This window comes from Flavobacterium sp. MFBS3-15 (assembly GCF_026107645.2).
Taxonomy (GTDB): Bacteria; Bacteroidota; Bacteroidia; order Flavobacteriales; family Flavobacteriaceae; genus Flavobacterium.
Map to the genome: position 1 here is coordinate 107,392 of NZ_JAPCHV010000014.1, position 20,919 is coordinate 128,310.

The window sequence follows — 20,919 nt, forward strand, 5'->3', positions numbered from 1 at the left end:
ACCCCGCCCATGAAAAACATGTTCCTGATTGCCGCTGCCCTTCTTGGGATCGCTGCTTCCGCGCAAACTTTTACACGCCGTGACAGCCTGCAGGGCGGATTGAGGCCTGAGCGCACCAATTTCGACGTGCAGCGCTACGACCTCAACATAACCCTCGACCCTGAAAAGAAGCATATTAAAGGCTATAACGACATTACCTTTAAAGTGGTGGAGAACACCTCCAAGATACAGCTCGACCTGTTTGAGAACATGAAGGTGGAAAGCATTGAGCTGAAAGGCAAAAAGCTGAAATACAAACGCGACAACGGCGCCGTGTTCATCACTTTTCCAAAAGAGCTGAAAAAAGGCGCTGAAGAAACCTTGCGCTTCAATTACTCAGGAAACCCGCTTGTTGCAAAAAATGCACCCTGGGACGGCGGGTTTGTTTTCTCAAAAGATGCCAACGGCAAGCCCTGGGTGGGCGTTGCGGTACAAGGCACTGGCGCGAGCCTCTGGTACCCCGTTAAAGACCACCAGACCGATGAACCGGAACGCGGCGCGTCTGTAAAAGTAGCGGTACCCAACGGCCTGATGAACGTATCGAACGGGCGTTTCCTGGGCAGTACCGACCTTAAGAACGGGTACACCCGCTGGGACTGGGAAGTGAAGAACCCGATAAACAACTACACGATAACCCTCAATGTGGCCGATTATGCCCACATTCATGATAACCTTGATGGCCTCGACCTTGACTACTACGTACTGAAAGCCAATGAGGAAAAAGCGCGCAAGCATTTTGAGGAAGTAAAGCCGATGATGGAATGCTTCCAGGCGAAGTTTGGCAAATATCCGTTTTGGGAAGATGGCTACAAGCTGGTAGAAACGCCCTACCTTGGCATGGAGCACCAAAGCGCTGTGGCCTACGGCAACAAGTACAGGAAAGGATATTTGGGGGGCGACATGACCGGCACGGGCATCGGGATGCTGTTTGACTACATAACTATACACGAAACGGGCCACGAATGGTTTGGCAACAGCATTACCTCCAAAGATATTGCCGATATGTGGATACATGAAGGCTTTACTACTTATACGGAATGTGTGTTTGTAGAATGCCAGTTTGGATACGAAAAGGCTATGAAATACATTACCGGCCTTCAGATGAATGTGTCGAACCAAAAACCGGTAATAGGCATTTTTGGCGTGAACAAGGAAGGTTCGGGAGATATGTACCCCAAGGGCGCCCTCATGCTGAATACGCTGCGCCATATGGTTAATGATGATGATAAATGGTGGAAGATGCTCCTGAAATATTCCGAAACCTTTAAGAAAAAAGTGATTGATACCGAAACGGTCGTGGACTTTTTCAATACAGAGACCGGCATGGACCTTACCCCTTTCTTTAACCAATACCTGCGCCACAAAAACCCTCCCATCCTCCAACTGAAGCTGAATGATGGCAAACTGGAATACCGCTGGGAAACGGATGAAGCACGGTTTAAGCTGCCTGTAGGCATCACCGCAAATGGCAAAGACCTCCGCCTGAATGCTACTAACGACTGGCAGTCGGTAACAACCGATGCTACCGATTTAAAAGATGTCGCGCTGCAAAAGCAGAAGTTTTATGTAAAGGTGCAGAAGCTGTAGTTTACAGTTTCAGTTTTCAGCCTGCCTCCGGCCAGGCAGGTCGCGGTCTCAGTTTCCGGCATGTCATTTCGATTATGGGAGAAATCTCAAAAGCGTTTTTGTTAACCTGAGATTTTTCGACTCCGCTGCGCTGCGCCCAAAATGACAGGGAATTCGTGTGATTTCGACGATAGGAGAAATCTGTTTAATCTGATATTTCTTCTATGCTCGAAATGGAAGGAACTAATCCAACATTTTCACTTCTGTAATAAGCACTTCCAACGGCAGGCTGAAGTTGATGCGCTGTGCCATTTCCCCGGCTTGCTGCTTATCCATATTTGCAGCTATCGTGGCTTTTCCATTGGCGATGGGAGCCATGAGCATCGGGCAGCTCAGCACTTGATCGCCAAGCATGATGGCCAGGCATTTGTTAGTGTTTTTTTGGGTTAGTTCTTCCCATGCCTTTTTGTATTCTTTTTTAAATTCCAGATTAACATCATAGCTCATGCCGTTGCGCGATTCTGTTATGGCTGCATCTTTCATCATGTTGAGGGTTATCGGTGCATCTTTTACAATCTTTACTGCAAATACGGGGACTGATTTAGCGCCTTTTTCCGGTATGCCGAATGCAAAAGTAAGCCCGTCCGGCAGCAGTTTTTTGATTTCCTGGAGATTCACCAGGGCCTGAAACTGTTCCATCCGCATTATGAGGCAGGTGCCAATGGATGCGCCATAAGCAAAATGCGTATCCACCAATTGTTCAAAAGGTATTCCCATGTCTGCACTAATGGAAGCCATTCCGGCGAGCGCATTTGCAAGTCCGGCAGCGTCATACGTTTCATATATGGCAAATTTTCCACTGCGGAAATACGTTGAGGGTGATACCCCCTCACAAGGGATTTTGGCAACGATGACACCGTTTTCAAGCTTAATGTCGGCCTGCTGCTTTTTATACTTTACATTTTGGATGAGCTTTTCTACCGTAAGCTTTTTAAGCTCCTCGGGAGCATCAGCATCGGAAAATTCGGCAGTCACCTGTTGGCAATACTTTTGGGCATGGCCCTGGCAGCCTGATAACATAAATACCATCAATGCAGCCCCTACTATTATTTTTTTCATGGCAACGTTATCTTGGAAAGAAATAGCTTTCTGATTCAACTACAAAAACCATTTTACCGGTATTGGCATTCACATAGTAATCCTTTACAGGATAGTCCCCCTCTTCCTTTACCGATGCGGGATGCTCCCGTATTAGCCAGCAAAACGAGTCGGACCCCGGCTCGTATGCAATACCGATTCCGGATACTATGCCTTTGTAACGCTTATCCGTCTTGGCCGTTTTCAGTGCCTTGCATACATCTATAAATTTATCAAATGCAGGATTCTTTTTTACCGAGGGCAGCACATCATCAGAGATCATGTTGAAATCGTTGTCCAGGCCTATCTCAAAATCATAATCAAACTCTCCGTGTTTTAGGGAATAGGCAATTACATAGGTAACATCATAGCCGGATAAATTATACAAATCTTCAGGTGCCGAGTCCTCACTCATCCCATCGGGATAGATTATGTACATGTATTTTACTTTGCACTTCTTTTCAAATGCGGCGCCCGAGCGTTGCACGATGTAATTTTTGCCCGCGGCCATAGCTGGGGTGGCATATTCAGGAATACTTGAGGTATAGTGTTTGGCGCTGCTGTAATCATTGTTAACCGCAAAAAACACCATGCTTTCACTGATCTGTTCTTTATCCGGAAAAAGAATTTTATCGCTGTCCGCGCACTGCGCTATTGATGTTATTGAAAATAAAAAAGATAAAGTGATTGTAAAAATAGCCTTCATCAGGATAGTAGTAAAATATTTATATTATTAATTCCGGATCACTTTTTCGTCGCGCAAAGCACCCGTTTCTTTATCATGTGCAGTTTACCGGTAAATGCTCCTCCCGCCTGTGTTGCAGATGCATTCCGATCCGGTGCCATATATCATATTTAATACACCTTGCCTGCCAATACATTTTCGCAAAAATCAGCAAAGCCGTTGCCCACCCGGGCAAAATCCTCTAAAAACAAGAAGGGGGAGCTGTCATAAAACTCACCTACCTGGCCATACAGTTCTGAGGCTTTATCACAGCAAATGAAGAAATTGCCCCTGTCGCTCCGATGCCCTACCGAAAGCCAGAAAACAGGCTGGTATTCAGTATTTTCTTCACGATCAGTATAATTTACCGTGGATGACAATGCTTCAAAAAGGCCATAAATATAAAGATCCTGGCCGACAGGCTTTATGGTATTATTGTCTACCGTGCTAAGGTAGTCCAGGTATTCTTCAGGTATCTCAAATTGCACCCTGCGTTCGTATGGCAGGCTTTTGAAATTCGATAAAGCCGGGAACAACAGATTCTGCATTGCCTTCCCTAGATAGCTGCCACCGGCAACGCTGTAATTTATTCCCTTTTTTTTAAGACGGTCAAAAACCGTTTCTGTATTTTCCTCCATTTATAACTTAAAATCAAATCAACAATTTCATCATTATAAACCCCATAAAATAAAAGCCTTCCATACCGATCTGCCAAATCCCTCACCGGAAGAACTTTCTACAGGAAATAAGAATGTCCGAATAGCCGGCAACAAGGTACAGCATCTTCATTAAGGGAATGATCAACTGTTTACAGGCCGAAGATACTACTATTTTTCTTACTTTTAGCACATATACCCCCCGCCGTAAAATCTCATGATTTGCAATTGTGCCTTAAGATATGCGGGCTTTCATTCATTACATTCGAATGTCGGGAAAATGCCAACGCTTACACAAAACAAAAAATCTTGCGAACTGCAAATTATTTTAAAATTTTAATCGCGCTTTATCTTACCCGAACCGGTTTCCTCAAATTTTTCAACAAACATGATGTCTTTCGGCTTCTCAAATTTACCCAGCCCCTTGAACGCGGCATTGTCGATGTCAAATGGTTCGCCTTCCACAACCAGTACCAGCTTTTCGCCAAGCACTTCGTCGGAAACACCTTTCACGTAAAAACGCCTGTCTATTTTGCCCGACAGTTTTTCCTCTATCTGCTCCGGAAACAGTTTTACGCCGCCACTATTAATCACATTATCATACCTGCCAAGCCATATGAAGTGTGTATCACCCGTGATTTCCACAACATCGTTAGTTACTACAGGCTCATCACATATTTTGTAAGGGTCGATCACCAGGCAGTTTCTGTCATCCTTGCTGATGTTGACATTGGGAAGTACGGTAAACGCCTCCTCTCCTATCCTTTTGGCAGCGATGTGGGTAATGGTTTCGGTCATGCCATAGGTTTCGTAGATTTCAGTAGACAGCCCTGACAGTTTTTCACTCAATGCCTTGCTCACCTTTGCCCCGCCGAGTATCAGCTTTTTTATCATGTGGAGCTTGCCCAGCGAATGCTCTGCCTGCAACGGCACCATCGCGGCAAAGTCATATTCCGTTTCATTGCGTTCTAGCGGATTGGATTGAGGCGCCACCATGTCCATGTCCCAGCCCAGGATGAATGCCCTTACCAGCATCATCTTGCCTGCTACATACTGCGTTGGCAGGCAGTGAAGCACCTTAATTCCCGATGGCAGATCGAAGAACTCCCCTGTGGCTATGGCCGAGTTGACCATGGCCTGCTTGTCTACACGTATGATTTTTGGCGCACCTGTAGTACCTGAGGTCTGCATTTCAATAAAGCTGTTCTGGTCGAACCAATAGAGGATGAAATCGCCCACCGCCCTTTCAAAAGGCTCGCCTTCTTTGATAAAGCTGTAAGCAACACGGCACAGGTCATCTTCATTAAAATGGAAGCCGTTCAGTTTGAAATGGGGATGCACAAAATGGTAGTCAGGATTATTCATGGGTAGGTCCTATTTCGTTTATGTCAATTTGTTTAGATTGCGGGTTTACATCGCCTGTCAGCTTTTCCTTCCATCCTTTCCATTTGTACTTATAACTGAAAAGAAGCAGCAATAACGGGTAGATGACCACTACAGGCAATAGTATGTCAAAACCTGCACTTGGTTCGGATATGTCCTTAAAAACCGAATGAGTTTGGAAAGCGGTCCAGTCAGCAGTTACAAGCAATGCAGCAGTAAGGTTATTGGCCGCATGGAAGCCCAGTGCAAGTTCGGTCCCTTCGTCCATAAGGGTCATGATGCCAAGGACGAGTCCGGTGCCGATATAGTACACCAAAGCGATGTATCCTATTTGCTTTATCTCAGGGTTGGCAATGTGCATCACTCCAAAAATCACTGAGGTCATGACCAGCGGAAACCACCTGTTTTTCGCCAGGAGGCCAAAGCCCTGCACGAGGTAACCACGAAATACCAGCTCCTCCACACTGGTTTGTACAGGGATCATGAGTACGGCTATAATGGCAAGTATGGCAAACTTTCCCGGATTGAATTGCAGGATGTACTTGCCGGGTTCGGTGTAATAAACCAACAATATCATCCCCACCGAGAACACGCCCCACACCGTGAAAGCAAATAAAATTCTTTTCCAGTCGGTTTTGGGGCGCGACGTGACGATTTCCTTAAATTTCTGATGATGCATCCTGCGCACTACAATCCAAAGCCCTGCCATAGCAAATGCAAATGAAAGGAGGACAAAAAAAAGTGTAAGGTTAAGGTCAAGAAACCTCATTATTTCTCCCTCATCCATAGGCACCGGCTTTCCGGTTTTGATCGCTTCCGCTGCTATGAATGCTATCCATGGCAGCTGTCCTACAAAAGAGGCGCCAATCACAATGACCGACCCTACAAGATATTTCCAGAATACATTACCCGGCTTAAAAGCCTGTGCTATAAACATAAGAGCTGAGGTTTAATTTTTACTAATGTTTGCACTAAGTTAGCTGAATTTTCGGTTAATAATGGCTTTCTTTGCAAAAAGAATTTAATGATCACCATTTACCATAAGCCGCAGTGCAGCAAGTCCCGTGAAGGCGTGCAATTGCTGGAGAATCTCGGCATTCCTTTTGAAATTGTAAAATACCTCGACCAACCGCTTTCCAAAGAAGAACTGAAAGAACTCATCAAAAAACTCGGCATAAAGCCAATTGAACTGGTACGTACGAAAGAAGACCTCTGGAAAGAAAAGTATGCCGGGCGAAAACTCACAGGCACACAGGTTATTGCCGCCCTGGCAAAATACCCCAACCTCATGGAACGCCCGATAGTAGTAAATGGCGAAAAGGCGATAATCGCCCGCCCGTCGGAAAAGGTAAAAGAAATCCTATAATTCATTTAACAAAACTTTAAGGTTTCCCCTTTAAACCCTTAGCCATCTTTCCAGTCATATCAGCTAAATCATCTTTCAAAAAAACCTATAATGCGCTACATGAAAAATTTCAGGACATCCGTCTTACTATTGTTTTTATTTACCACGCTTCTCACATTTGCACAGGACAAGCCCGGAAACATCAAAATTACCGGTAAGATCATAGAGCAGGAAACACAGCTTCCACTGGAATTTGCTACTGTTACAGTACAAACCACAGACAACGTAACCGTAAACGGAGGCATGACCGATGCAAACGGCGAATTCTCTATCTCGGTACCCGCAGGTACCTACAACATCAAATTCGATTTCATTTCGTTCAAATCGCAGGTTGTAGCCTCAAAGGTTATTACCGAAAATACCAACCTGGGTGTAACGGCACTGGAAGCCGATACCACCATGCTCGATGCGGTTGAGATAACAGCCGAACGTACAACCGTTGAAATTAAGCTCGACAAAAGAGTATACAATATAGGTAACGACATGATGGTAAAGGGCGGAAGCGTGAGCGATGTACTGGATAATGTACCTTCGCTATCGGTTGATGCTGAGGGTAACGTGGCGCTAAGGGGCAACCAGAGCGTGACAATACTTATTGACGGAAGGCCTTCTACCCTTGCGGGCAGCAATGTAGCCGATGTACTGCGCCTGCTCCCTGCAGATTCGGTAGATAAAGTGGAGGTAATTACCAATCCATCTGCACGCTATGATGCCGAAGGTGGCGGGGGTATCGTAAACATCATATTGAAAAAGGGCAAAGCCGACGGGTTTAACGGATCGATCAACGCCAATACAGGTATTCCTGATAACCACGGCGTTTCGGCCAACCTGAACTACAGGAGCGAGCATTACAACGTGTTCTCGAACCTGGGTTATAATTACAGGAACAATCCAGGTAACTCAATGAACAACTCGGAGTACCTTGATGAAAACGACAACCCTACACGCTACGTTAACGAGCGCAGGGAAAACGACCGCCTTCAAAGGGCATTCAACGCCAGCTTTGGCATTGAATGGTTTATAGACAGCACCCTTACATGGACGAACTCTATATCCGGGCGCAGAAGCAGTGGCAGTAATCCAACCGAAACATATTTCGACAATTTTGATGCCGACAGGAACTTTCAGAACACGCGTTTCCGTTACAATTATGAGGATGAGACCGATACCAATTTCAGGTATTCGACTAATCTGGTCAAGAAATTCGACAAGGAAGGCCATGAGCTGAAGATCGATGCATCGGTATCCAAAAGCAAGGACGACGAGAATGCCATCATCAACGACATTACCCTAGGCAGCCCTGACATTATCAACAGCAACGAGCGCACCTTCAACATAGAGAATGAAGACCGTGGGCTGGTGCAGGCCGATTATGTGCTGCCTTTCGGTAAAGACAGCCGCTTTGAGGCCGGTTACCGCGGAAGCTTTACAAAGCTTGAAAACGATGCCCGTGCCGAGACACTGACAGACGGTATATGGGAAAACAATGGCAACTATACCAATTTCCTTGAATATAAAGAATATGTAAATGCGCTTTACACACAATACGGCTCCAAGCTGGGCAAATTCTCATACCTGTTCGGGCTTCGCTGGGAAGACAGCAACATTGACGTAAACCTTATCGACAAAGGCGATTACAACAACAAGCACTACAACAACTTTTTCCCTTCGGCTTTCTTTGGGTACGAATTTTCAGAAAACAGCAGCGCCAGCATCAGTTACAGCCGCCGCATCAACCGCCCGCGCGGAAGGTTTCTCAATCCCTTTTCCGGACTTGAGAGTAACATCAATATTTTTGTGGGTAACCCCGACCTGAACCCTGCAATGACCAACTCGTTTGACCTGGGCTACCTTCACAAGTGGAACCAGGTAACATTGAGCACTTCGGCTTACCTGAACCTAACCGATGACAACTTCCAATTTGTCAGGAGAAACAACGGTCTAAGCGCTGACGGAACACCTGTAACCATTACCACGCCGATCAACCTGTCAAAAGAATACCGTTTCGGGTTTGAATTCAACGTGAATTACACCCCTTTCAAGTGGTGGAGGATTAACAGCAACTTCAACTTCTACAGGAATGAGACAAAGGGTGATTATACCTTTACTTACACTATTGATGATGAAATATTCACCGATTACCAGGATTTCAACCGTTCGGCCTATAGCTGGACAACAAGAGTAAACTCAAAAATTAACCTGCCTTGGAAGATTGACTGGCAATTGAACGGCCAATATGATGCCCCGCAAAATACCGCACAGGGGCGCCGTGTGGGTGTAGCCAGCGCTAATACCTCGTTGAGCAAAGACATCCTGAAGGATAAGGCTACCTTAGGCCTCAATGTACAGGATATATTTAATTCGAGAAAATGGAAAAATGAAACCTATATCCCGGGTGAACTTAGGTCGTACAATGAAATGCAATGGAGGCAGCGCCAGGTAACGCTTTCTTTCACATACCGCTTCAACATGTCCAAGGCCGACAGGCAAAAGGAAAACCAGCAAAACAGGCAGCAGGACGGCGGCGGAGAAGAATATATGGGGGGATAATTTTAGATTGTTAGATAATAGATTTTAAACAGAAGAGGCTTGGAAACAGGCCTCTTTTTTATTACTACAAAATGATTCAGGAAGCAAATGGAAATGCAAGTACAAAGGCGCTTTTCCATAAGTCCGGAAGTATCAAGGCCATTTCGATTCATTTTCCATTGAACGTTTTACTAAACATAAACCTCAAAAATACCCTTTAATAGGTATTGTTTGGTATGTTCATCCGCGCTACTTTAGCAACAATATCTTACAGATATCGTTTGGGGAATAAGCGAAAAGCTCCCTGTTTGGCAGGGAGCTTTTTATTATCTGAAATAAAAACTATTACTTGATGAATTCGATTTTCTGCGCCTCTTCAAGGTTCACGCTATCGAAGAATCCCTGTTCGTTCATCCACTCATCACTGAATACTTTGCTCATGTAACGTGATCCGTGGTCAGGGAAAATAAGTATGACGTTGCTGTTTTCGTCAAATTCTCCCGCCTCAGCATATTGCCTTACTGCCTGTAGGGTAGCCCCACTGGTATAGCCCACAAAAAGACCTTCGGTTTTGGCGATGCTCCTGGCAGCATGTGCGCTGTCTTCATCGGAAACTTTAATGAATTTGTCGATAACATCAAAATCGGTAGCGGTAGGGATAAGGTTCTTGCCCAGGCCTTCTATGCGGTAAGGATAGATCTCCTCGCTGTCGAACTCTTTTGTTTCATGGTATTTTTTCAGTACTGACCCGTATGCGTCAACACCCAGTATCCTGATGGCAGGATTTTTTTCTTTAAGGAAACGTGCCGCACCCGATATGGTCCCCCCTGTGCCGCTGCAGGCCACAAGGTGTGTAATCTGCCCTGCGCTTTGCTCCCATATTTCAGGGCCGGTAGAGTTATAGTGGGCATCTACGTTAAGGTCATTGAAATACTGGTTGATGTATACCGAACCTTTTATTTCCTCATGCAGCCTTTGGGCTACACTGTAATAAGAGCGTGGATCGTCTGCAGAAACGTTGGCAGGGCAAACATATACCTTTGCCCCCATGGCACGCAGCATGTCAATTTTATCTTTGGATGATTTAGAGCTTACCGCCAGCACACAGTCATAACCTTTAATGATGCTTACCATTGCCACGCTAAAGCCCGTATTGCCCGAAGTAGTTTCAATTATGGTATCGCCCGGTTTAAGGATACCTTTCTTTTCTGCTTCTTCAATAATATATAGTGCAATCCTGTCTTTGGTTGAATGGCCCGGATTAAAAGCTTCTACTTTAGCGTAAAAATTGCCTTTTAATCCTTCAGTAATTTTGTTGAGCTTAATTAGAGGTGTGTTCCCGATTAATTCCAACACATTATTATAGGCTGCTATTCGTTCTTTCATAAAAAATAAGTTAGTAAGGTAAAACCTGTACAGAGTTTAATGACCTCAAAACCCTGCAAATCTAACAAAAAAAAATTAATTAGTTTTTAATTCCTTCCAAATCTAATAAAAAACTGTATTCTTTGGCTACCTGCTTGAGCGCTTCAAATCTACCGGAAGCCCCGCCATGTCCCGCTTCCATGTTGGTATCCAGGTATAAAAGGTTATTGCCGGTTTTTGTAACCCTCAGTTTGGCAACCCACTTGGCCGGTTCCCAATACTGCACCTGCGAATCGTGGAGCCCTGTTGTCACCAGCATATTCGGGTAGGTTTGTGCCGTAACGTTATCATACGGCGAGTACGATTTCATGTAATCATAGTACACTTTATCATTCGGGTTGCCCCACTCGTCATACTCTCCCGTAGTAAGCGGAATGCTGTCGTCAAGCATTGTCGTAACAACGTCTACGAATGCCACCTGCGCGATAACACCGTTGTACAGGTGCGGCGCCATGTTCACGATCGCTCCCATGAGCAATCCGCCGGCAGAGCCTCCTTCGGCATACAGGTGCTTTGCAGAGGTATATTCCTGTTCGATAAGATATTCTGAGCAGTCAATATAATCGGTAAAGGTATTTTTCTTTTTAAGCAGCTTGCCGTTCTCGTACCACTCGCGGCCCAGGTCTTCGCCGCCCCTGATGTGGGCAATTGCATAAATAAAGCCCCTGTCCAGGAGGCTCAGGCGTATGGATGAGAAATACGGATCCATCGACGCGCCATAGGAACCGTATGCATACAACAGCAATGGGTTGTTGCCGTTTCTGGCAATGCCCTTGCGGTACACCATTGATATGGGCACTTTAGTACCGTCTTTGGCAGTAGCCCACACCCGCTCTTCTACGTAGTTGTCTTTATCGAATTTGCCGCCAAGCACTTTCTGCTCCTTCAGCACCTTCTTTTCTTTCGTCTTCATGTTGAAGTCGATAACCGAAGACGGTGTAGCCAGCGACTGGTAGCTGTATCGCAATACATCGGTATCAAAATCAGGATTGGTGCTTACGCCTGCGGTGTAGGTTTCGGACCCGAATGGGAGGTAGTATTCCCCTTTGCCGTCCCACGGGCGTATCCTGATGGTGTTAAGGCCATTGGAACGCTCCTCTATAACAAGGTAGTTTTTGAATATCTCTATATCTTCAAGCAACACATCCTTGCGGTGTGGTACCAGGTCTTTCCAGTTTGCCTTTCCGGTAGCAGTTTCCGGAGTGGTCATGAGCTTGAAGTTGGTCGCCTTGTCCTTGTTGGTCACAATGTACCATTTGTCTCCGTAGTGGGCAATGCTGTACTCCAGGCCGCGTGTCCTTGGCTGGAATATCTTAAATTCACCGTCCGGTTTTTTGGCATCCAAAATGCGGTACTCCGAAGTAAGCGTACTATTGGAACCGATCACCAAATATTTCTTCGATTTCTCCTTATAAATGAAGGTATCGAAAGTCTCGTCCTTTTCGTGGTAAATGAGCGCATCCGAAGCTACATCCGTGCCCATTTTGTGCTTGTATATCTTTTCAGACCGCAGCGTAACAGGGTCTTTGCGGGTATAAAACAGCGTTTTGTTATCGCCTGCCCATGTAGAGCCGCCGGTGGTATTCTCTATTTTGAACGGAAGGATCTCCCCTGTCTTCAGGTTTTTTACCTGTAATGTATATTGCCTGCGCGACACGGTATCTACGGCAAAAGCCGCCCATTCGTTATCCTCGGTAACATTCAGCCCGCCGAGGCTGAAGTACGAATGTCCCTTAGCCATCTCGTTGCAGTCGAACATGATTTCTTCCTTCGCGTCGAGGCTGCCCTTTTTACGGGTATAAATTGGGTAGTCCTTGCCTTTTTCGTAACGGGTTATGTAGTAGTAGCCATTGTAAAAATACGGCACCGAGCTGTCGTCTTCCTTAATGCGGCTTTTCATTTCGTCGAAAAGCTCCTTCTGGAAGTCTTTCGTATGGGCCGTCATGGCATTATAGTAGGCATTCTCTTTGTTCAGGTAATCAATAACTTCAGGGTTTTTCCTTTCGTTCAGCCAGTAGTAGTTATCGGTACGCACATCGCCGTGCTTTTCGAGTTGTTTTGGCTTTACCGCGGCAAGTGGCGGCTTTTGGTTTTCGGTCATTTTGGTCTTATTAGTCTGGGCATTTGCCGCCGCAAAAATAACACAAACACAACTTAGGAGTGCGTGTTTTTTCATAGATTTTTAAATTAGTATATAACCTTGCAATTTAATACATTTGTGGTATAAACAAATAATAAAATTCGTAAAAATGTTTGGAGATATCATGGGAATGATGGGTAAGCTAAAGGAAACCCAGCAAAAGATTGAAGAAACCAAAAAAAGGCTTGATACCGTGCTGGTTGACGAGCAGAGCAGCGACGGCCTGCTGAAAGTAACACTGACGGCCAACAGGGAGGTGCGCTCCATAACCGTAGACGATGCACTGCTGGAAGACAAGGAACAGCTTGAGGATTACCTTGTCCTGGTAATGAACAAAGCCATAGCAAAAGCTACCGCCATCAATGAGGCCGAGCTTGCGGCTGTAGCCAAAGACGGGATGCCGAACATTCCGGGGCTGTTTTAGTTTATTTCAGATTGTAGATTTCAGATTTGCTTCGCCAGTTCGGGCTATGCCCTCGGGTCAGATTGAGCTTCGCTCTTGCCGGGCATTGGGTACCGGACTGTGACAATATATAAACATAAGCACGGCGAGGGTCGTGCTTTTTTTATTAGATTTGGCAAAAGCGTTATACAATAAAATTCAATACACAGATGATGAAAGGATTACTCACCTGCTTATTGCTATTATGCATTTTGGCCTCCTGCAAAAAGGAAACTTTAGAACCAAAAGCAACCATAACTCCTGCTGAGGCCGATATAAACAAAGGCATAGCATTGGCTAAAAGCAACAAGCCATTCAACGATACGCTGGCAAAATTCAGGAAAGAGCTGGGCGTTGACTTTATGCTTTGCTACATCATCACCAAAGACAAGCACCGGAGGTTGGGATTCCAAATACTTCAGTCAGACATGGACCATGCCGGGCCAATGAACCTCGAACGCCGTTTCAGGATAAAAACGCTGCAGGGGATCGATATATTTTTCTGTTCATCCGAAAGTGATACTGTAGAATATAAGCCTGTAATTGACAAGAAAACAAGGGAACTTATAGATAAAGGCTACCTGACAGATACAGGAAGGGTTACTCTGCATGAATCAAAATCAGTAAGCCTTGTTTACTGCAGGAATAATGATAACATATTTACCATACTGCCATCTGAATTTTTATATAAAAAAGAGATGGAAGCACACAGTAATGATAAATATTATCACGAGGAAGATTATTATCCCCAATGCAAATAAGGGCATATAAAAAAGGCAGCCTTTCGGCTGCCTTTCCTAATAAAGTTAATACACATTATTTTTTCACAAGGTGCTTCTGCTGGATGACCTCGCCATCCTGCTTCATGACAACGATATACTGCCCGGCAGCATATTTGCCCATGTCAAGCTTCCAGGCGCCCGAAATGACATCCGGAACATAGCTTTCAAGCAATACACCAAGCAGGTTGTATATCTCAATCTTGGCATTTTTACCCGTTGTATAGGTATAATGAAGGTCGGCCACATCCTCAACAGGGTTTGGCACTACCATCAGGCTCGATACCGCTATGCCGGTGTCTCCCTGTGCAATCCTTGCCGATTGCGACTGTTCGCATAACGGAGGGAATTCTACTTCAAACTCGTTGTAGCATTTTTCACCTTTATCGTTCACGTTGCTGTCGAGATAGATAGTATATATACCTCCTGTCATGTAGATCGGGATTACATTAAAGCTGAAAGTGGCACCACCCGGAGGCACAACAACCGTAGATGGCTGCACTACGCCCATGCCCTGGTCAAGCGACACGGTTACAGACATTGGTGTACCGTTAGGGTTGTCAATATACATATCGACCGTATAGTAGCAATATCCCTCTTTCTTAACTCCAATCTTTTTGACCTCGTACCTGATCTTACATTTGCAGCTTTCCTGCGAAACATCCATTATGTCACTGGTAGCGCTGCACATGCCATTGTCAAGGTGAAGGCTGTAACTGCCACTTCCCGATACAGTATATGGTGTTACCGGCGAATCGTGTCCGCTTTGAATGGCGTTTCCGCTTTCCTGCCACTCCCAGTACCTAAAGTCAGGCAGTGGCCCTATCAGGGTTGCCACATCCAGCTCTTTACAGAAATCGTAACAGCCTGTTGGGAACACCCATAGGTAGGAGTCAGGGTTCTTAGGCACATATACCTGGTGGCTTGACATGCAGCCGGCCGCATTGGTAAGCGTAACCATGTATGGGCCGCCTTCAAATACCGTGATCACCTCGCCGGACATACCGTTGCTCCAGGTATAGGTTCCCGAAGAAGGTGACGTGGCATGGAGCGTAAGGGCATACGTGTCACAGTTTTCCATGGTTACATGGATCTCCGGTTTTTCCGGCGCTTCATACACCTCAACAATATGCGTTACCGATGCCGAGCAAGAGGTTCCGTCATTGTTTTGCACTACTGTCAGTGTAAAGTTGTAAATACCCGATCCTCCCGGCGTAATGTACAGGTCGGGGCTAAATCCTGACCCAACATTGTAGCCGTTCATGAACCAGTTATATATGATATTGGTACCGTCCGGCGCAGGCCCGCCTTCCAGGTGCAGCTCTTCGTTTCCGCAAATGTGCGAAGGGCCGGTTATGGTAGGTACCGGTAGTGGCAGGAATTTAGCGTTTTTAGGCTCCATCGTCTTCTTACAGCCATTCGAATCGGTTACCTGCACGGTGTAGCTGCCGTTGGCGGTAGCCACATAGCTGCTTGCGTTTGCACCCGGTATAAAGGCGCCGTCTTTTTTCCAGGCATAGCCTGTCACCGCAGTTCCGGAATAGGTGAACGTAATGCTGTTGCCCGCACAAACCTCTTCTGCAGATGCATTGACGCTGCCGGTAATGCTGTCAGGAAGCGTTGTTGCAGTAGCCGTACTGGTGCTTTGGCAGCCATACTTATTAGTTACTGTAAGGGTAACTGTACGGGAGCCCGCAGTTTGGTATACCCTGCTGGCATTTGGGTTCCTGTTTTCTGTTCCGTCGCCAAACGTCCAGAAATAGCTCGATTCAGGATCTATAGCCCCCGCCGGCGTAAAAATGGCAGGCGTATTGAAGCAAACTGTTTGTGTTGGCGGATTTATGGTAGAATTTGGCATGGCCGGCAGCACAACGCTCACTTCTGCTTCACATGGCTCCCCACCCGCTTCGTTCACAATGATCTTGAAGGTATACGTTCCCGGTGGTAGCTGCACAGTAACCTCGTTAAGGCCTGTACCCGACGGAATGAGGCTGCCACCGTTATAGTACTGGATGCTGGTAGGCTGGTGCGAAGTCATGAAATTGGTCGTATTGAACAAGGTTACCGAGTATTGCCCCGGCGAGCTGCCGCAATCAACACTGTAATTAATGCCCGCAATGTATGGCACAGTAACCGTTACATTCTTCATGGCAGAACAGGTTTGGCCACCCACGGTATAGTTTACATTATAAACCAGGTCATAGTTCCCTGCATTTTCGGTTGTAAACACGGCAGGATTGCTGTTGGTTGTAGTCGGGGTGAGCGAACCGGCCACCCAAAATGCCGACGTAACCGTAACCCCGGTAGCAGTGCCGGTAGCCGTTATGGTTCCGCAGTCATTATCCCACGTAATGCCAAGTGAAGGCTGAGGGCTGCAGCCCGGCTGCGGGCAGTTTTGGGATATTGTCATCTGGTTGGTCCATATCGAACAGCCGTTGCCATTGATGATCCTGGCACGGTAGGTGCCAAAGCCGTAATTGACAGCAAGTATGCTGGTATTATCATCTTCGGCCGTTAAGTGCGTACCTCCGCGATACCACTCTATGTGATAGGTGCCGATGGTGCTACCGGCCTGAACGGCTACTTCAAACTCAACATCAATTTCGCTTGCGTTGCAGAATGTCCGGTTGATGTCAGGGGTCATTTGCGCTACCGGTGCCGGAAGCACCGTCACATTTTTGCTGGCAGATACAGTACCGTCACACCCGTTTACACCGGTAAGTGTTACCGTAACGGTATAGCTAAGGCTGCCGGTGTTCACGGTGTTGTAGTCATGTGATTTGGACAGGTTGGGTGTAGACGGCGTTATGGTGTAGGTATTGACGGTACCGTCGCCAAAATCCCAGGTAATGCTGCCTGAAGTTATAGCCATGGAAGAGCTCACATTCCAGTTACCGAATTGGTCGCGGCACAACTGGGTAGGCCCGTTTAGCGTTATGGAAGGCGCTGTAAGTATGTTTACGTTAAAATAACGTGTTTCTACAATGCCGCATTTTGTAACTACCAGCTTTATCTGGGCTGTGGTATTTACGCTGGTATTGTTCCACAGTATCTCAACCTGCGGCGTACCATTGCCACTGCTCACACTTCCTTTGTTTGGTGTCAGTATCGTCCATTGATAGTCATCGCCACCGGTATATGCCGTGTTAAATGTTGCATAATTATTGGCGCACACATCTACAGGTCCTGTAATGACAGGGCTAAACACGATCCTGTTAATGGTTGTGGTATTTACCGGCGAGGTACAATGCGGGTCGGTAGTGCGTGTTATCCAGGTCTTGATCTGGTAGGAGGTCAGGCTCGGATTAAACACAATAGTAACCTCTTCGCCTGTAGTAGACCCTTCAATCACACCCCCTATTACATCCCAATGAACGGTATGCCCCGGCGGTGCGGGTGGTACCGTATAGGTTAGCGGCGTGTTAGGGCATACCGGTATGGCAGGATCCGGTTCAATCGCGCCTGGCGCAGGAGGGTTGGCATACACAGTAATCATCATTGGGTCTGGCGCACAAAAGTCCTCACCTGTTACCGACAGGGTATAATTGCCGGGTTCTTCGAAATTAAAGGTATAGTCGGGGCCGTTATGTACAGGCTCCGGGCCGTCGGGAGTTACCAGCACCCAGTCGCCAGACAGTCCGCTGTCAAGGTAATAGGTATTGTTCGTGTCGGGGCACATTTCTTCAACTCCCACAATAGCGCTGGATGGCTTTACGGTAATTTTCAACACAGCAGTACCGCTGCAATTGGCAACAGTGTTCTGGTAATTACAGCGCAGCACGATTACGCCGTTGCTCTGGGTGTTTATGGCCACCTCATTGCGCTGGTCTATCAGCACAAGGGTAGCGCCGGTTCCGCCGTCGTCTTCAATTACCCAGTTGAAAAGGGTGGCAGGCCACTGGGGCAGGCTGTACTTATACTGGCTTCTGGCACACACCTCTGTCTCACCTACAATCCTGCCCCTGTTCTTGATTACAGGCACCCTTATTGTAGTTACACCCGGGCACTCCACCTCGCAACCGCTTGTACTAAAGCTAACGTATCCAAAGCCGCTGTTATCCACATGGTCCCAAAGCACCTGTATGGTGTAATCATTAGGGTCCGACACTATATGCCCGCCCTGAACATTCCAGTTAAAGTCACGGCAGCGCTCCTTACCTATCGCACCTACGCTATAGGTAGCAATTTCACCCTCGCACACAACACTGGGACATTCTATCGGGAATGTTTCCGCCCCGATGCGGATGCGCTTGCGTATCTTACTGATACAGTTGCATAAGTTGCGCACTGTTAGAGTAATCTCATAGGTCCCCGGCTGATCATAGGAATGCACGGGCTCAAATTCTGAAGATACGTTGCCATCGCCAAATTCCCAATAATAGGAATAAAGGTCGCTGCCGTCATTATCGATAGACGTATTATCAAAGTAAAGGTCCTGGTTTACACATCCCCTTAAACTACCGGTCATCGGAGGAATCGTAAAGTTGGCCACAGGCGAAACTATCAGCTGGATGCACATTTCAGGAATGGTCACCTGGCCATTGGTAGTTTCCACCACAGCGCTCAAAACCGCAAAACCTGCAGGCCCCCAGGTTATGGTACACTCGGTTGGCGTACTGGAATCTATGGTGCCACCTGTTACCAGCCATTGCGTACTGGTCACGGTACCGGTACCGCCTGCCAGGCTGTAGGTCACGGTATTGTTTTCGCATACCCTGCGGCATTCGCCGTACTGTTCAACCAGCTCGGCATACTTGAGGCGTTCCTCAACATTGCTAAACTCCATGCATTGCACGGCGCCTTCATAGGTAATGGTTATTGGTTCCTGCGCGAAGAGATAACTGCAGTTTAAAAGTGTTAATAAAAGGAATTTGACGAATAGCATTTTTTTCACCGAAGTAGTAGTTGGTTTCATATGATAAAATGTTAAAAGATTACATTTTTTCTTAAAAGTAACTACAAAGATTGTTGCTGAAAAGTTAATATTTCGTTAACATAATTTCGAAACCAACCTCAAAACCAGTAAAGTACCCACAAACAGAGACTTGCCAAGTTTATAACATTTATATAAAATAATGTGAAAAAATTACATTATTCATAATATAAATATTAATTATTTAACAAATAAATAATATGTTAAAAGTTGAATATTTTTCGAAAATGAAAAAATGATTTGTAGAAAAATTATCATGACGTCGCAACAAAAATTTTATCTAAAAGCCCAACTATATCGGTTTCGCTGCCCATACGTGACAAATTACATAAAATTGATGTAGTAGCGCATCGCAGTTTGTGGCAGTTATCGTAAATTTGGTACTCTTAATACGAAAAAATGAAAAAATTACTTTTGCTGCCGCTCATTCTCTTCGGGATGATTTCATGTTCCGAAGCCCAGGAAACATTGTTTTCTGAGGGAGCGCTCAACTCAAAAATGACTTCCCTTGACGGTAAGGAAATTGCATTTAAAGACATTTTGGCCCAATACAAAGGCAGGACCGTAGTGATTGATGTGTGGGCCTCATGGTGTCCCGACTGCATCAAGGGCATGCCGAAGGTGCACGCGCTGCAAAAGCAGTTCCCAAATGCCGTGTACCTGTTCCTATCGTATGACCGTGAGGATGCCAAGTGGAAGGACGGCATCAAAAAATATGGCGCCAACGGCGATAACTACCACGTAGGCAAAAGCATGAAGGAAGGCGAATTTGCCAAAGCGATTAAGCTCGACTGGATACCCCGCTACATGGTGGTAGACAAAAGCGGCAAGATTGCCCTGTTTAAAGCCATTGAGGCTGACGACGAAAAACTGATAGCTACCTTAAAACAACTTAAATAATGAGAAAAAAGATCGTTGCAGGAAACTGGAAGATGAATAACGACAGCGCACAGACTGAAGCACTGATTAGCGAGCTGCTGTCCAAAAAACCGGAACATAGCGTTGCTAAAATCGTAATCGCCCCAAGCTTTGTAAACCTGCAGGCTGCTGTACAGCAAACGCATGGCACAAGCATCATCGTGGCCGCGCAAAACATGCACCAGGCCGAGAGCGGTGCTTATACAGGCGAAACATCGGTGGGGATGCTGAAAGGCATCAAAGTGAATACCGTCATATTGGGACACTCGGAGAGAAGGGCCTACTTTGGCGAAACCAATGCACTGCTGGCCGAAAAGGTTAACACTGCGCTTAGCCACAATCTGACCATCATCTTCTGCTTTGGCGAGGAACTGGCCGACAGGCAGGGCGGCAACCACTTTAACGTGGTGGAGTCGCAGTTAAGGGAAGGGCTTTTCCACATCAGCCGGGAAAACTGGAGCAGTGTGGTATTGGCCTATGAGCCTGTTTGGGCAATAGGCACAGGTGAAACCGCTTCACCTGAGCAGGCACAGGAAATGCACGCGTTCATCCGCAACCTCATCCGTAACGAAATAGGCGCTGGCGTGGCCGATGCGACTTCTATCCTGTACGGTGGCAGCGTGAAGCCGGACAACGCACGCGAGATCTTCTCCAAACCGGATGTTGACGGTGGCCTTATTGGCGGTGCATCGCTTAAGGCAGGCGATTTCCTTGAGATTGTGAATGGGATGCAGTAATCCTGTTTCTATATATTATCATGAAAGAGCAGTCCGTATTTGGGCTGCTTTTTTTTGACCTCACCCCAACCCTTCTCCGAAGGAGAGGGGCAGCTTCACTCGATTT

The 20,919-nt window shown here is 46.3% G+C and carries 15 protein-coding genes; 7 read left to right on the forward strand and 8 right to left on the reverse strand.

Translation table 11 applies throughout. The features are described from left to right. Window positions 1–9 precede the first annotated feature (9 nt). A complete protein-coding gene (locus tag OGH69_RS13185; RefSeq protein WP_265174949.1) occupies window positions 10–1,626 on the forward strand; it encodes a M1 family metallopeptidase in 1,617 nt (538 codons plus the stop codon). 222 nt (window positions 1,627–1,848) lie between these two features. Here OGH69_RS13185 and OGH69_RS13190 read toward each other — a convergent pair whose 3' ends face one another. The 5 genes from OGH69_RS13190 to OGH69_RS13210 form a co-directional block, all read right to left on the reverse strand. After that, on the reverse strand, window positions 1,849–2,724 hold the full coding sequence (locus OGH69_RS13190) for a SecDF P1 head subdomain-containing protein (protein WP_265174950.1): 876 nt from the start codon (window positions 2,722–2,724) through the stop codon (window positions 1,849–1,851). Window positions 2,725–2,731: 7 nt separating this feature from the next. Beyond that, on the reverse strand, window positions 2,732–3,448 hold the full coding sequence (locus OGH69_RS13195; RefSeq protein ID WP_265174951.1) for a hypothetical protein: 717 nt from the start codon (window positions 3,446–3,448) through the stop codon (window positions 2,732–2,734). 149 nt (window positions 3,449–3,597) lie between these two features. Continuing rightward, on the reverse strand, window positions 3,598–4,104 hold the full coding sequence (locus OGH69_RS13200) for a hypothetical protein (RefSeq protein WP_265174952.1): 507 nt from the start codon (window positions 4,102–4,104) through the stop codon (window positions 3,598–3,600). A 354-nt stretch (window positions 4,105–4,458) separates the two neighbouring features. After that, a complete protein-coding gene (locus tag OGH69_RS13205) occupies window positions 4,459–5,487 on the reverse strand; it encodes an AMP-binding protein (protein ID WP_265174953.1) in 1,029 nt (342 codons plus the stop codon). Further along, on the reverse strand, window positions 5,480–6,442 hold the full coding sequence (locus OGH69_RS13210) for a CPBP family intramembrane glutamic endopeptidase (protein WP_265174954.1): 963 nt from the start codon (window positions 6,440–6,442) through the stop codon (window positions 5,480–5,482). Before OGH69_RS13210 ends, OGH69_RS13205 begins: the two co-directional genes overlap by 8 nt. An 87-nt stretch (window positions 6,443–6,529) precedes the next feature. Between OGH69_RS13210 and arsC the strand changes: the two genes are divergently transcribed. Further along, window positions 6,530–6,871: an arsenate reductase (glutaredoxin) gene (gene arsC, locus OGH69_RS13215; protein WP_265174955.1), complete on the forward strand. Its 342-nt coding sequence runs from the start codon at window positions 6,530–6,532 to the stop codon at window positions 6,869–6,871. A gap of 99 nt (window positions 6,872–6,970) precedes the next feature. Beyond that, window positions 6,971–9,460: a TonB-dependent receptor gene (locus OGH69_RS13220; RefSeq protein ID WP_265174956.1), complete on the forward strand. Its 2,490-nt coding sequence runs from the start codon at window positions 6,971–6,973 to the stop codon at window positions 9,458–9,460. A gap of 324 nt (window positions 9,461–9,784) precedes the next feature. Here the strand turns inward: OGH69_RS13220 and OGH69_RS13225 are convergent, their stop codons facing one another. Both OGH69_RS13225 and OGH69_RS13230 read right to left on the reverse strand, forming a co-directional pair. After that, the gene (locus OGH69_RS13225) at window positions 9,785–10,825 is read right to left on the reverse strand and encodes a cysteate synthase (protein WP_265174957.1); all 1,041 of its coding nucleotides are present in this window, start codon (window positions 10,823–10,825) and stop codon (window positions 9,785–9,787) included. 79 nt (window positions 10,826–10,904) lie between these two features. Then, window positions 10,905–13,040 carry a S9 family peptidase gene (locus tag OGH69_RS13230; protein ID WP_265174958.1) on the reverse strand — a complete coding sequence of 712 codons (2,136 nt, stop codon included), beginning with the start codon at window positions 13,038–13,040 and terminating at the stop codon, window positions 10,905–10,907. Between the two features lie 73 nt (window positions 13,041–13,113). On the opposite strand from OGH69_RS13230, the gene OGH69_RS13235 reads away from it, so the two are divergent. Beyond that, complete coding sequence (locus OGH69_RS13235; RefSeq protein WP_265174959.1) at window positions 13,114–13,428, forward strand: YbaB/EbfC family nucleoid-associated protein; 315 nt, start codon at window positions 13,114–13,116, stop codon at window positions 13,426–13,428. Between the two features lie 188 nt (window positions 13,429–13,616). Continuing rightward, entirely contained in the window at window positions 13,617–14,207 is a 591-nt protein-coding gene (locus tag OGH69_RS13240; protein WP_265174960.1) for a hypothetical protein, read from the forward strand. 55 nt (window positions 14,208–14,262) lie between these two features. Here the strand turns inward: OGH69_RS13240 and OGH69_RS13245 are convergent, their stop codons facing one another. Then, window positions 14,263–19,140 (reverse strand): PKD domain-containing protein, encoded by a 4,878-nt coding sequence (locus OGH69_RS13245; protein ID WP_265174961.1) that lies wholly within the window; start codon window positions 19,138–19,140, stop codon window positions 14,263–14,265. Window positions 19,141–19,557: 417 nt separating this feature from the next. Here OGH69_RS13245 and OGH69_RS13250 point away from each other — a divergent pair, with 417 nt between their 5' ends. Both OGH69_RS13250 and tpiA read left to right on the forward strand, forming a co-directional pair. Further along, window positions 19,558–20,058, forward strand: coding sequence for a TlpA family protein disulfide reductase (locus tag OGH69_RS13250; protein ID WP_265174962.1), 501 nt, complete (start codon window positions 19,558–19,560; stop codon window positions 20,056–20,058). Next, the gene (gene tpiA / locus OGH69_RS13255; protein WP_265174963.1) at window positions 20,058–20,813 is read left to right on the forward strand and encodes a triose-phosphate isomerase; all 756 of its coding nucleotides are present in this window, start codon (window positions 20,058–20,060) and stop codon (window positions 20,811–20,813) included. The genes OGH69_RS13250 and tpiA overlap by 1 nt, the downstream gene beginning before the upstream one ends. Window positions 20,814–20,919: the final 106 nt, after the last annotated feature.

Bases quoted from the DNA above. Each gene is read 5' to 3' on its own strand.
- OGH69_RS13185 (WP_265174949.1), top strand. From the start codon at position 10: ATGAAAAACATGTTCCTGATTGCCGCTGCCCTTCTTGGGATCGCTGCT.
- OGH69_RS13190 (WP_265174950.1), bottom strand. From the start codon at position 2,724: ATGAAAAAAATAATAGTAGGGGCTGCATTGATGGTATTTATGTTATCA.
- OGH69_RS13195 (WP_265174951.1), bottom strand. From the start codon at position 3,448: ATGAAGGCTATTTTTACAATCACTTTATCTTTTTTATTTTCAATAACA.
- OGH69_RS13200 (WP_265174952.1), bottom strand. From the start codon at position 4,104: ATGGAGGAAAATACAGAAACGGTTTTTGACCGTCTTAAAAAAAAGGGA.
- OGH69_RS13205 (WP_265174953.1), bottom strand. From the start codon at position 5,487: ATGAATAATCCTGACTACCATTTTGTGCATCCCCATTTCAAACTGAAC.
- OGH69_RS13210 (WP_265174954.1), bottom strand. From the start codon at position 6,442: ATGTTTATAGCACAGGCTTTTAAGCCGGGTAATGTATTCTGGAAATAT.
- arsC (WP_265174955.1), top strand. From the start codon at position 6,530: ATGATCACCATTTACCATAAGCCGCAGTGCAGCAAGTCCCGTGAAGGC.
- OGH69_RS13220 (WP_265174956.1), top strand. From the start codon at position 6,971: ATGAAAAATTTCAGGACATCCGTCTTACTATTGTTTTTATTTACCACG.
- OGH69_RS13225 (WP_265174957.1), bottom strand. From the start codon at position 10,825: ATGAAAGAACGAATAGCAGCCTATAATAATGTGTTGGAATTAATCGGG.
- OGH69_RS13230 (WP_265174958.1), bottom strand. From the start codon at position 13,040: ATGAAAAAACACGCACTCCTAAGTTGTGTTTGTGTTATTTTTGCGGCG.
- OGH69_RS13235 (WP_265174959.1), top strand. From the start codon at position 13,114: ATGTTTGGAGATATCATGGGAATGATGGGTAAGCTAAAGGAAACCCAG.
- OGH69_RS13240 (WP_265174960.1), top strand. From the start codon at position 13,617: ATGATGAAAGGATTACTCACCTGCTTATTGCTATTATGCATTTTGGCC.
- OGH69_RS13245 (WP_265174961.1), bottom strand. From the start codon at position 19,140: ATGAAACCAACTACTACTTCGGTGAAAAAAATGCTATTCGTCAAATTC.
- OGH69_RS13250 (WP_265174962.1), top strand. From the start codon at position 19,558: ATGAAAAAATTACTTTTGCTGCCGCTCATTCTCTTCGGGATGATTTCA.
- tpiA (WP_265174963.1), top strand. From the start codon at position 20,058: ATGAGAAAAAAGATCGTTGCAGGAAACTGGAAGATGAATAACGACAGC.